Raw genomic sequence first — 11,315 nt, forward strand, 5'->3', positions numbered from 1 at the left:
CGGTGTGAAAGATGGCGACCGTGAATCTCTCAGGTGTCGGAATTTGGAGTTCCCCGCTGCGCTACAGCGACCCGGTCGAGGCCGCGGAGGCCGCGGCCGAGCTGGAGGAGGCGGGTTTCTCCGCGCTCTGGATCCCGGATGTCGGCGGCCCGGTCCTCGACGCGGTGGAGAACCTGCTGCGCGCCACCTCGAAGACGGTGATCGCGACCGGCATCCTCAACCTCTGGATGCACGAGCCCGCCGACGTGGCCGCCGCGTACCACCGGCTCGCGGAGAGCTACGGCGACCGCTTCCTGCTCGGCATCGGGGTGAGCCACGCGCCGCTCGTCGACGCGAAGTCGCCCGGCCGCTACCGCAGGCCGCTGGCCGCGACGACGGCGTTCCTGGACGGGCTGGACGCCGCCGAGCGCCCGGTCCCCGCCGACCGCAGGGTATTGGCCGCGCTCGGCCCGAAGATGCTCGCCCTCGCCGCCGAGCGCACCCGCGGCGCGCACCCCTACCTGGTGCTTCCCGAGCACACGCGCACCGCGCGCGAGGTGCTCGGCGACGGCCCGCTGCTGCTGCCGGAGCAGACCGTCATCCTCACCGGCGACGCCGCCGAGGCGCGCGCGATCGGCACCCCGTGGCTGCGCGGCTACCTCTCCATGCCGAACTACGCCAACAACCTGCTGCGCTCGGGCTTCACCGAGGAGGACATCGCGACCGTCAGCGACCGGCTCTTCGACGCCGTCATCGCCTGGGGCGACGAGGAGGCGGTGCTGCGCCGGATCGCCGAGCACCGGGAGGCGGGCGCCGACCACGTGTGCCTGCAGGTGCTCCGCGCCGACCAGACCGCCTTCCCGCGCGCGGAGTGGCTCCGGATCGCGGCCGCGCTGCGCTGATCAGCGCGCGGCGCCACGACGGCACCGACTGTGCCATACCGCCGGTGCGGCCGTGCCGCGGCCATACTGGGACCCCACCGCACAACCGAGGGAGGCCACCCCATGATCGTCGCCGGACTCGTCCTGGCCGGAATCGCCGCGGCGATCCACGTGTACATCTTCCAGCTGGAATCGCTGGCCTGGACCGCGCCGCGCACGAGGGCGATCTTCGGGGTGAACGCCCAGGACGCCGAGATCACCAAGCCGCTCGCCTTCAACCAGGGCTTCTACAACCTCTTCCTGGCGATCACGATCGCGGCGGGGATCGTCGCCGTCGCGCTCGACCACCGGGCGGTCGGCGCGACGCTGGTGTTCGCGGGCGCGGGCAGCATGGTCGCGGCCGGGCTGGTGCTGCTGCTCTCCGACCGGCGCAAGCTGCGGCCCGCGCTGATCCAGCTGGTCGCGCCGCTGCTCGGTATCGTGATCCTCGCCATCGGGCTGGCCGTCTGAGTTTCGGCGGCGGCAACCGGGCAACGCCCCCGATAACCGAATCGAAGGAGGGGTGCGCCGTGCCCGAGACCACCGCCCGTGAACGGATCGTCGTCGTCGGCAGCGGATTCGCCGGCTTCACCTGTGCCGGTGAGCTGTGCGGGCGGGTCGCGAAGTCCGGCCGCGACATCGAGATCGTGCTGGTGACCCCGCAGGACTACATGCTCTACACGCCGCTGCTTCCGGATGTGGCGGGCGGGCTGATCGACCCGCGCTTCGTCGCGATTCCGCTGGCGGACGCGCTGCCGAAGGTCAGGCTGGTGGTGGCGAGCGCGGACTCGATCGACCTGGCGGGCCGCACGATCACGGTGACCAGCGACCACCACGCGCCACGCACACTCTCCTGGGATCGCCTCGTGCTGACCCCCGGCTCGGTGACCAGGCTCTTCGACGTGCCGGGGCTGCGCGAGCACGCCCGCGGCCTGAAGACCGTCGCCGAGGCGCTCTACCTGCGCGAGCAGCTGCTGCGGCAGCTGGAGCTGGCCGATCAGGAGGAGGACGAGGCGGTGCGCCGGGCCCGCCGCACCGTCGTGGTGGTCGGCGCCTCCTACGCGGGCACCGAGCTGATCGCCCAGCTCCGCGCGCTCGCCGACGACTACGCGCGGCGCCGCGGGCTGGACCGCGCGGACATCCGGTTCCTGCTGCTCGACACCGCGAAGCAGGTCATGCCCGAGGTCGGCGCCGAACTCGGCGAGAAGGTACTGCACGAGCTGCGCGGCCGCGGGATCGAGATCCGGCTGGAGACCTCGCTGCGCGAACTCACCGCCGACCGGGTGGTGCTCACCGACGGCACCGAGGTGCCGACGCACACCGTCGCCTGGGTGACCGGCGTGACCGGCGCCCCCGTGCTGGAGACGCTCGACCTGCCGCTGGAGCGCGGCAGGCTGGTGGTCGACGCCGAACTGCGCGTGCCCGGCCACCCGTCGGTCTTCGCCGGTGGCGACGCCGCCGCCGTGCCCGACCTGACCAAGCCGGGCGAGATCACCCCGCCCACCGCCCAGCACGCCTCCCGGCAGGGCAAGACGCTGGCCCGCAATGTCGCCGCCAGCCTGGGGATCGGCACCTTCGCGCCGTACCGGCACCGCGACCTCGGGCTGGTCGTCGACCTCGGCCCGCGCTTCGCCGTCGCCAACCCGCTCGGGATTCCGCTCTCCGGGCTGCTCGCCAAGGTGGTCACCCGCGCCTACCACACGTTCGCGGTGCCGCGCGGGGTCAACCGCTGGGCCATCGTCATGACCTACCTGACCAACACCGTCACCCAGCGCCCGCTGGCGCTGCTCGGCCTGGTCAGCCCGGAGGAGTCGAGTTTCGCGCGCGCGGAGGGGATTTCGGAGCGCTGAGCCCGGTCAGCCCTTCGGGCTGCCCTTCCAGTCGCCGAACGGCTCGTCGCGCTCGCGGACCGCTTCGCGGAACCCGGCGGTGGCGGCGCGGAGCTGGAAGGCGTACCCCTCGCGGGTGTGCCGGGAGATGCCGTCGAAGACGGTGCTGACCATGCCGGAGTTGGCGACGCCCTGGGCCAGCAGCGAACTCGTCACCGCGAGCTTCGCCATGACCAGCTGGTTCAGCGGCATACGGGCGATCCGGGCGACGAAATCCTCGGTGCGGGCGTCGAGTTCGGCGGCGGGCCAGGATTCGACGGCGAGCCCCCATTCGGCGGCCTGCGCGCCGGTGAGCGAGTCGCCGGTGAAGAGCAGCCGCTTGGCGCGCTGGTCGCCGAGGCGGTGCGCCCACATGCCCGCGGCGGGGATGCCCCAGACCCGGGTGGGCGGGTAGCCGATGCGGGTGTCGTCGGCGCAGACGATCTGGTCGGCGTAGAGCGCGATGTCGGTGCCGCCCGCGATGGCGAAGCCGTGCAGCTTGGCGACGGTCGGCTTGTTCGCGTGCAGCAGGCTGGCGAAGCCGCGGTTGAAGCGGCTCATCATCTGGTAGTCGAGCACCGGGTCCCAGGTGCCCCACGGGTTGTGGTTGCGGGCCTGCACCATCGGATCGAGCGCGGTGCCGAGGGTGGAGTCCGGATCGTCGGCGGAGCCGGACTGCTCGGCGAAGAGCGCCAGGTCGTAGCCGCCGCAGAAGCCCTTGCCGCGGCCGGAGACCAGGATGACGTGCACCGCCGGGTCCAGGTCGGCGCGCTCGACGGCGTGCGCCAGGTCGAGCGGGGTGTCCGGGGTGATGGCGTTGCCGTGCTCGGGGCGGTCGAAGGTGATCCGCGCGATGCGGTCGGTCACCTCGTAGGTGAGGGTGGCGTACCGGTGTTCGCGCACCGGCTCGGGGCGGCCCGCGTAGGGCGAGCCGGCGCCCGCGGTGGCGTCCTCGTACCAGGCGGCGGGGCGGGTGCCCGCGTGGTTCTCGTAATCCGGCATGGATCTCCCCTCTCGGACGGTCGCCACCGAACCTAGCCCAGGGGTCGCCGGGTGCGGCGGAGCCGGACCGGCCCCGCCGCGCGCGCTCACTCCAGGTTCGCGTCCCCGGTTTCGGCGGCCAGCTTCGCCTTCTCCAGTTCACCCTTCAGCCGCTCGACGGTCTCGGTGTCACCGAGGTTGTCGGCGGTGGTGATGTCCTGGTTCAGCTGGGCGATGGTGTCCCTGTCCGGCATCGCGTGCTCCTCTCGGGTCGGGGGCGTTCCATCGGCGGGGTGTCCGGTTTCCCGGCCGGGAAACCGGCGGCGGAGGCCACGGGTTGGCGCCGCGGGCGCGGGGTAGCCCAGCACGCATGACCTCTTCTTCGACCGCCAGGGACGTCGTCCGGTACGGGCTGGCGGGCGGCATGGTGTTCGCCGGGCTCAGCCACCTCTTCTGGGGAAGGGAGACCTTCCGCGCCCAGGTGCCGAGCTGGACGCCGCTGGACGAGGACGGCGTGGTGATGGCCTCCGGCGGGGTCGAGATCACCCTCGGCACGCTGCTCGCCGCGAGTTCGCGGGACCGGGCCCGCTTCGGCAGGCTGCTGGCGCTCTTCTTCGTCGCGGTCTTCCCCGGCAATGTCGCGCAGTACACGAACAAGCGGGACGGCTTCGGCCTCGACACCGACCGGAAGCGGCTGATCCGGCTGTTCTTCCAGCCGGTGCTGATCGGGCTCGCGCTGTGGAGCACCTCGCCGCCGCGGCGCTGATTGCCAGACATTCGCCGGACGCCGGTCTACGCTGAGATCCCGACCGTCGAGGAGGGCGCAGTGAACCGTCCGCACGTCTCCGGCTCCGGACTGATCGACCGCTTCGTCGAATCCCCGCTGGCCGGGCTCGCGCCGTGGATCGTGATGTCGCTGTTCAACGGCCCCGGCCGCTTCGAGGAGGCGGTGGCGGCAGCGCTCGGCATCGCGCTGCTGGTCTTCGTCGCCGCGCGGCGGCACGGGACCTCGGTGAAGTTGCTGGAGCTCTTCGATCTGGCCTTCTTCGGCACGCTGGCGGTGATCGGGATCCTGGCGACGCCCGGGGCCATCGAGTGGCTGGAGCTGTGGGCCGGGGAGGTCTCGAACATCGCGCTGGCGCTCTTCGCGCTCGGCTCGTTGCTCGCGCGGGTGCCGTTCACGCTGCAGTACGCGCGCGAGCAGACGCCGCGCGAGTACTGGGTCTCACCGCTCTTCCTGCGGGTCAACTACGCGATCACCGGGGTCTGGGCGGCGTCCTTCGGGCTGAACGCGCTGCTCGGCTTCCTCGCCGACGGGGTGCAGCACGACCCGGACAACTTCTGGACCGGGTGGGTGGTGCAGCTCGGCACCACGCTCTTCGCCATCGCCTTCACCGAGTGGTATCCGGAGTACGCGCCGAACAGGGCGGCGCAGGAGGCGGGCGAGCCGACCGAGCCGCCGCGGCCGGTGGCCCGGCTGCTGGACTGGTTCCCGCCCTACCTGATCGGCGTCGGCGTGGCCGGGCTGATCACCGACGGCACCTCCGCGGCGGTCGGGATCGGGCTGATCGTGGCCGGGATCGCCGGGGGCGCGGTGCTGCGCCGGGTCGCGCCCGCCGCGCGGACCGGGTCGCACAGCGGCCGCGGCGCACGGCCGCTGAGCTGACCTGCCGCGGCTCACAGCGGCTGACCTGACCAGCCGCGGCTCACGGCGGCTGAGCCGACAGGCCGCGGCTCACGAGTCCCGGTGCGCGCCGTCCGACGGGACGACGGTGAACTGCGTCGGCGGCGCGAAGCCCCGCGCGGCGAAGGCGCGGTCGACCGCGTCGGAGATCGCCCCGACGGCGTCGGCGGGCGCCAGCGCGATGGCGGCGCCGCCGAACCCGCCGCCGGTCATCCGCGCCCCGAGCGCCCCCGCGCCGCGCGCCGACTCCACCGCGACGTCCAGCTCCGGGACCGAGATCTCGAAGTCGTCGCGCATGGAGACGTGCGAGGCGTCCAGCAGCGGGCCGATGGCGGTGGCGCCGTCGGCGCGCAGCGTGCGCACGGTGTCGAGGACCCGGCGGTCCTCGGTGACGACGTGCCTGACCCGGCGGAAGGTGACGTCGTCGAGCAACTCCCGCGCCCGCTCCAGGTCGCCGACCTCGAGGTCGCGCAGCGCGGGGACGCCGAGCGCGGCGGCGCCCGCCTCGCAGGAGGCACGGCGCTCGCGGTAGCCGCCGGTGGCGTGCTCGTGCCGGACGCCGGTGTCGATGACGCGCAGCACCAGCCCGGCCTCGGCGAAGCCGAGCGGGACCACCTCGGCGGCGAGCGAGCGGCAGTCGAGGAAGACGGCGGCGTCGAGTTTCCCGAGCAGGGAGGCGGATTGGTCCATGATGCCGGTGGGGGCGCCGACCGCGTCGTTCTCCGCGCGCTGCCCCACCTTCGCCAGGGTCTCCCTGGAGTGCGCGAGACCCCACAGCTCGGTCAGCGCCAGCGCGACCGCGCTCTCGATCGCCGCCGAGGAGGAGAGACCGGCGCCGACCGGGACGGTGGAGGCGATGGCGAGGTCGGCGCCGGGAACGGCGGCGAGGTCGGCGCCGAATTCGCCGAGCGCCCAGGCGACGCCGAGCGGGTAGGCGGACCAGCCGCGCAGCTCGCCGTCGGCGTGCGCGCGGACCAGGTCGGCCACCGGGAGCGAGACCGGCTCCTCGCCGAAGGTGCTCACCACGCGCAGCACTCCATCGGTGCGCGGTGCGGCGGCGACCACGGTGCGCCGGTCGATGGCGAACGGGAGCACGAAGCCCTCGTTGTAGTCGGTGTGCTCGCCGATCAGGTTCACCCGCCCGGGAGCGGACCACACCCCGGCCGCGTCTCCCCCGGTCAACTGCCGGAACAGCTCCCGCGCGGTCACGCCGCGCTGTTCCGGCCCGGCCGGGGGCCCGCCGTGGCCGTCCCGCTCCGCTCCCGAGCCGCTCACGACAGCGCCTCCCGGATGCGGGCCGCCGCGCTCTCCGGCGGGATGTCCCCGATCCACGCGCCCATGGCCGCCTCCGATCCCGCCGGGTACTTGAGTTTGTCGATGCCGCGCCGCGGCGACGTGAGCTGCAGGTGCAGCCGCAGCGCGTCCCGGCCTGCGCGCACCGGCGCCTGGTGCCAGGCCGCGATGTAGGGCGTCGGGGTGCCGTAGAGCGCGTCGATACCGCGCAGCAGTCGCGGCAGCAGCTCGGCGAGCTCGGCGCGCTCGGCCCCGTCGGTGCCGGCGAAATCGGGGACGTGCCGGTGCGGGAGCAGGTGCACCTCGATGGGCCAGCGCGCCGCGAAGGGGACGAACGCGGTCCAGTGCGCACCGGCCAGCACCACCCGCGGGCCCGCGCGCTCGAAGTCGAGGATGTCGCCGAGGAATCCGGGGCCGAGCCGCGCGGCGGCGTCGAGCAGGCGGGCGGTGCGCGGGGTGACGTAGGGGTAGGCGTAGATCTGGCCGTGCGGGTGGTGCAGCGTCACCCCGATCGCCTCGCCCCGGTTCTCGAACGGGAAGACCTGCTCGATCCCGGGCAGCGCGGAGAGTGCGGCGGTGCGGTCCGCCCACGCCTCGATCACGGTGCGGGCGCGGCTCGTGCCGAGCGTTCCGAGCGAGCCGTTCGGCTCCGGGCTGAAACAGACCACCTCGCAGCGGCCGACCGCGGCCAGCTCCCGGCCGAGGCCGAGTTCGGCCAGGTCGGCGAGGCCGGTCGGGGCGGGCGGCGCGCCGGTGACCTGCGGGGGCAGCGCGGGGCCGAAGGCGGGTGAGCGGTTCTCGAAGACGGCGACGTCGTAGACGTCCGGGATCTCGGAGGGGTTCAGCGGGGTCTGCGGGGCCAGCGGGTCGCGGTCCGACGGCGGGAGCACCACCCGGTTCTGCCTGGCCGCGGCGATCGAGATCCACTCCCCGGTGAGCACGTCGAGCCGCATGGCCGCGGTGCCGGGCCGCGGCTCCAGCGCCCTGGTGTCGATCCGGCGCTCGGCGCCGAGCCCGGTGTCGGCGTCGTCGAAGTAGATCAGCTCGCGGCCGTCGGCGAGCCGCGCCTGCCGCTTGACGATTCCGGATGCCACCGCACCACGATAGCCAGGGATTATCCCCGTAGGCTCACGACGTGCTCGAATCCGCTATCACCGCCACCGGAAGGGCGGTCACGCTGGAGTCCGGCGGCGTGCGCGCCGAGATCGGCACCGTGGCCGCCGTCCTCCGCTCGCTGACCGTCGACGGGGTCGCCGTCACCGAACCGGTGCCCGCCACCGCGCCGCCGCCGCAGGGCTGCGGCCTCGTCCTCGTCCCGTGGCCGAACCGGGTGCGCGACGGGCGCTGGACCCTGGACGGCGCCGCACAGCAGCTCGACCTCACCGAACCGGCCCGCGGCAACGCCATCCACGGCCTGCTGCGCAACACCGACTACACCGTGCTCGAGCAGAGCGCAGGCGCGGTGACGCTCGGCGCGCTGATCCCGCCGCAGCACGGCTGGCCCTTCCTGCTCGACACCACCGTGCGGTACGCGCTGCGCCCGGACGGCCTCGCGGTCATGCACAGCGTGCGCAACCACTCCGGGCGCACGGCGCCGTGGGCGGTCGGCGCGCACCCCTACCTGCGGGTCGGCGCGCACCCGATCGAGGAGCTGGTGCTCACGCTGCACGCGGGCACCCGCTTCGAGGCGGACGAGCGGATGAACCCGGTGGGCGAGCATCCGGTGGCGGGCACCGCCTTCGACCTGCGCGGCGGCGTCCGGGTCGGCGAGCTGGATCTGGACACCGCCTTCGGCGAGGTGGTCCCGGTCGACGGCGTGGCGGCGCGGCTGACCGCGCCGGACGGCGCCGCCGTCGAGCTGCTGCAGGGCGCGGGCTGGGGGTACGCCCAGGTCTTCACACCGCGGATCTTCCCGCGCGACGGCGCGCGCGGCCTCGCGGTGGCGGTCGAGCCGATGACCGCGCCGCCGGACGCGCTGAACTCCAGGCGCGGGCTGGTCCGGCTGGCGCCCGGCGAGCGCGCCGAGCGCGGCTGGGGGCTGCGCTACACCGCCGCGGGCGGGTCGCGGTAGCGGCGCGGGGCGCTGCGCTCCCAGGCCGCGCCCCAGGCGGCGTAGCGGTGCCGGTCGAAGAGCAGCGCGATCGCGCGCACCAGCAGCCAGCCGAGCCCGGCGGCGGCGAAGAGCACGAGCAGCCCGGTGCCGATTCCGCCGATCGAGGCGGCGTCCGGGCTGCGCGGCGCGAGCACCGGGCGGTTCGCCGGGTCCAGCCAGAGCGTGATCCGGTCGCCCGCCGACGCGGTCTGCGGGACCGAGGTCTCGGCGCTGCCCGACCTGCCGCTCTCGTCCCAGCGGACGGTGGCCCGGACGGTGTAGGGCGCGACCTCGACGGGCTCGGTGACCACGGTGGCCTGCACCGAAGTCCTGGTCTCCCGCTCGACCCGGATGCGGGCCGCGTCGGCGGCGTACACCTCGGCGCCGAGCCCCCAGGCCAGCGGAAGGGTGCACAGCACGGCGGCAACCACCGCCAGCCGGAGCACCGCCTCCACGCGGTCCAGCGGGCGCAGCAGCGGGCTCGGATGCCACGGCCGCATCCACCCGAACCGAATGGGCCGCTCCGGACCGTGGAAATCCGCGGACATGGGGCACCTTTCACTCGACATCGCCGCCCCATCGAGCATGCCCTGCCCGCCGCCGCCCGGCGGTGAGAGATCCGTCATGCTCCGCAGAGCGGCGCCAGCGCGGCGGCCGCGCCGAGCAGCGCCAGCGACCGGGCGGCGATGTCACGCTCCCTGGCGGCCAGCGCAGCGGCGACCGCGGCGGTGCCGCCGCGCGGCAGCCCGGCGAGCACCGCGCGCACGGCCCCGATCCGGTAGCCCGCGGCGCGCAGCTGGTGCACGATCCTGGCGTCGCGCACCTGAGCCGGGGTGTAACGGCGGGCACCGCCGCGGTCGCGGCCGGGGCCGATCAGCCCCTCGGCCTCCCAGTGCCGCAGCGCCGAGGCCCTGACCCCGAGCGCCGCCGCGAGTTCCGCGATGCCCATGGCATCGGCCGGGCGCGGATCGGGCACCGGCTCGGCCGCGACGGCGGCGGCCGCCGCGGTCGCCTCCGCGAGTTCGGCGCGTTCCCGGTGCAGCCCGGCGTGCGCGGCGTCGAGCCGGGCGAGCACGGCGTCCGGTGGGTCGCGGTGCAGCGCGCGCAGCAGCTCCTTCGCCGCCACCGGGCCGATCGCGGCGGCCAGCGCGCGGTAGCCGAGCAGGCAGCGCAGGTGGATGTCGCCGTAGCGACGGTAGCCGTTGCCCGCGCGCCGGGCGGGCGGGAGCACCCCCGTGCGCTCCAGGTCGCGCACGTGCTGCACCGAACAGTCCGCGCGGCGGGCGAGCTGCGCGGTGCCGTAGTGGAGGGTCGGGTGGGCCGAATCCCCGGTCGTGCGGTCGCAAGTCTCCACAGGCACTCGAATGTAACGCTCGAAGGCATGGAAATCGACGAGATCGTCCGCTTCGTCTCCGCCCTCGACGGTGTGCTCGCGCAGTGCCCGCGCCCCGGCGACCCCGGCGTGCCCGAGATCGCCTGGGGCGACACCTTCTTCTTCTACGCCCCGGACGGCAGGCTCCCCCGCGCCCAGCCCTTCGCCACCATCGTGATCAAGGACTACCCCGGTGACGAGGGTTCGCGGCTGCGCGCCCCCCACCGCTTCCGGCTCAATATCGCCGCGGGCGCGGCGGCCTTCGCCGCGCACACCGGGCACCCGCCGCGCGCCGGGGTGCCCGCCCCCGACCCCGCCGCCACCGACACCCTCTTCGCGCACCCGCTCTACGGCGCCGCGGGCTGGCTCGCGGTGGTGAACCCAGGCGGCCGAACCGCTTCCGTGCTCCCCGCGCTGCTCCGGGGTGCGCACGCCGGGGCGAAGCGGCGGCAGCGCCCCGCGCACCGCCCCGCCGGACGGCTGGACGATACTGAAACGGCCATGACGAACTCCCCCGCCGACCCGGGCTCATGAGAAGCCGGAGATCCCCGGCCGCGCTGCGCATCGGCACCTTCGGCTACCTCGCCGCCGAGCAGCGCTGGCAGTGGTCGGCGGAGACCGCCGCCATGCACGGCTACGAGCTCGGCGAGGTCGTGCCGACGGCGGAACTGCTCGCCGCGCACCAGCACCCGGACGATCGCGCGGTGTTCCTCGCCGCCGTCGGCACCGGGGACGGGTTCTGCCTGCGGCAGCGGCTCACCGACGCCGCGGGCAACGCCCGGGTGGTCGTCGTGCTCGCCGAGCCGGGCCCCACCGGCTTCTACGTCGACCTCACCGGCCCGGTGCTGGCGCAGCACCGGACGCTGATCGACGCCGCGCTGCCGGAGTACGCGCGGCTGCGCGGCCCGATCGAGCAGGCCGCCGGGATGCTCATGGTGGTCTACGGCATCCCGGCCGGGCGCGCGGACGAGTTGCTGCGCAGCCGCGCCGCCGAGCACGGGCTGGCGCTCTCCCGCTTCGCCGAGCTGCTCTGCGCGGCCGTGGCCGACGGCGTCGACGTGCCGGCCCGGCTGCGAACAGTCGTCGACCACGTGCTGCTCACGGTGCATCAGCGCGGCTGATCGGG

The 11,315-nt window shown here is 74.5% G+C and carries 14 protein-coding genes; 8 read left to right on the forward strand and 6 right to left on the reverse strand.

The features are described 5' to 3' along the window. The first annotated feature begins 20 nt into the window (after window positions 1-20). The 3 genes from ACFUJ1_RS09330 to ACFUJ1_RS09340 all read left to right on the forward strand — a co-directional run bounded on the left by ACFUJ1_RS09330 (window position 21) and on the right by ACFUJ1_RS09340 (window position 2,749). Window positions 21-881: an LLM class F420-dependent oxidoreductase gene (locus tag ACFUJ1_RS09330; RefSeq protein ID WP_378644237.1), complete on the forward strand. Its 861-nt coding sequence runs from the start codon at window positions 21-23 to the stop codon at window positions 879-881. A 102-nt stretch (window positions 882-983) separates the two neighbouring features. After that, window positions 984-1,370 (forward strand): DUF1304 domain-containing protein, encoded by a 387-nt coding sequence (locus ACFUJ1_RS09335; RefSeq protein WP_378644238.1) that lies wholly within the window; start codon window positions 984-986, stop codon window positions 1,368-1,370. A gap of 59 nt (window positions 1,371-1,429) precedes the next feature. Continuing rightward, window positions 1,430-2,749, forward strand: a complete 1,320-nt coding sequence (locus tag ACFUJ1_RS09340) for an NAD(P)/FAD-dependent oxidoreductase (protein WP_378644240.1) — start codon at window positions 1,430-1,432, stop codon at window positions 2,747-2,749. A 6-nt stretch (window positions 2,750-2,755) separates the two neighbouring features. Here the strand turns inward: ACFUJ1_RS09340 and ACFUJ1_RS09345 are convergent, their stop codons facing one another. Both ACFUJ1_RS09345 and ACFUJ1_RS09350 read right to left on the reverse strand, forming a co-directional pair. Beyond that, entirely contained in the window at window positions 2,756-3,769 is a 1,014-nt protein-coding gene (locus tag ACFUJ1_RS09345) for a crotonase/enoyl-CoA hydratase family protein (protein ID WP_378644242.1), read from the reverse strand. Between the two features lie 86 nt (window positions 3,770-3,855). Further along, a complete protein-coding gene (locus ACFUJ1_RS09350) occupies window positions 3,856-4,002 on the reverse strand; it encodes a hypothetical protein (protein ID WP_378644243.1) in 147 nt (48 codons plus the stop codon). A gap of 116 nt (window positions 4,003-4,118) precedes the next feature. On the opposite strand from ACFUJ1_RS09350, the gene ACFUJ1_RS09355 reads away from it, so the two are divergent. Beyond that, complete coding sequence (locus ACFUJ1_RS09355; RefSeq protein WP_378644245.1) at window positions 4,119-4,514, forward strand: hypothetical protein; 396 nt, start codon at window positions 4,119-4,121, stop codon at window positions 4,512-4,514. A gap of 60 nt (window positions 4,515-4,574) precedes the next feature. After that, complete coding sequence (locus ACFUJ1_RS09360) at window positions 4,575-5,414, forward strand: hypothetical protein (protein WP_378644247.1); 840 nt, start codon at window positions 4,575-4,577, stop codon at window positions 5,412-5,414. A gap of 69 nt (window positions 5,415-5,483) precedes the next feature. Here ACFUJ1_RS09360 and galK read toward each other — a convergent pair whose 3' ends face one another. Both galK and ACFUJ1_RS09370 read right to left on the reverse strand, forming a co-directional pair. Continuing rightward, the gene (galK, locus tag ACFUJ1_RS09365; protein ID WP_378644249.1) at window positions 5,484-6,707 is read right to left on the reverse strand and encodes a galactokinase; all 1,224 of its coding nucleotides are present in this window, start codon (window positions 6,705-6,707) and stop codon (window positions 5,484-5,486) included. Beyond that, window positions 6,704-7,819, reverse strand: a complete 1,116-nt coding sequence (locus tag ACFUJ1_RS09370) for a galactose-1-phosphate uridylyltransferase (protein WP_378644251.1) — start codon at window positions 7,817-7,819, stop codon at window positions 6,704-6,706. Before ACFUJ1_RS09370 ends, galK begins: the two co-directional genes overlap by 4 nt. Window positions 7,820-7,860: 41 nt before the next feature. Between ACFUJ1_RS09370 and ACFUJ1_RS09375 the strand changes: the two genes are divergently transcribed. After that, the gene (locus ACFUJ1_RS09375; protein WP_378644253.1) at window positions 7,861-8,796 is read left to right on the forward strand and encodes an aldose 1-epimerase family protein; all 936 of its coding nucleotides are present in this window, start codon (window positions 7,861-7,863) and stop codon (window positions 8,794-8,796) included. Here the strand turns inward: ACFUJ1_RS09375 and ACFUJ1_RS09380 are convergent. Both ACFUJ1_RS09380 and ACFUJ1_RS09385 read right to left on the reverse strand, forming a co-directional pair. Then, complete coding sequence (locus tag ACFUJ1_RS09380) at window positions 8,769-9,365, reverse strand: hypothetical protein (protein ID WP_378644255.1); 597 nt, start codon at window positions 9,363-9,365, stop codon at window positions 8,769-8,771. The two genes, ACFUJ1_RS09375 and ACFUJ1_RS09380, sit on opposite strands and share 28 nt — an antisense overlap. 74 nt (window positions 9,366-9,439) lie before the next feature. After that, the gene (locus ACFUJ1_RS09385) at window positions 9,440-10,177 is read right to left on the reverse strand and encodes a MerR family transcriptional regulator (RefSeq protein WP_378644257.1); all 738 of its coding nucleotides are present in this window, start codon (window positions 10,175-10,177) and stop codon (window positions 9,440-9,442) included. Window positions 10,178-10,198: 21 nt separating this feature from the next. Between ACFUJ1_RS09385 and ACFUJ1_RS09390 the strand changes: the two genes are divergently transcribed. Continuing rightward, a complete protein-coding gene (locus tag ACFUJ1_RS09390; protein WP_378644259.1) occupies window positions 10,199-10,723 on the forward strand; it encodes a DUF6194 family protein in 525 nt (174 codons plus the stop codon). Then, window positions 10,720-11,310: an antitermination regulator gene (locus ACFUJ1_RS09395; RefSeq protein WP_378644260.1), complete on the forward strand. Its 591-nt coding sequence runs from the start codon at window positions 10,720-10,722 to the stop codon at window positions 11,308-11,310. The genes ACFUJ1_RS09390 and ACFUJ1_RS09395 overlap by 4 nt, the downstream gene beginning before the upstream one ends. The last annotated feature ends 5 nt before the right edge of the window (window positions 11,311-11,315 follow it).

The sequence above is a fragment of the Nocardia sp. NPDC057227 genome (assembly GCF_042669725.1).
In the GTDB taxonomy this organism is placed as follows: domain Bacteria; phylum Actinomycetota; class Actinomycetes; order Mycobacteriales; family Mycobacteriaceae; genus Nocardia; species Nocardia asteroides_A.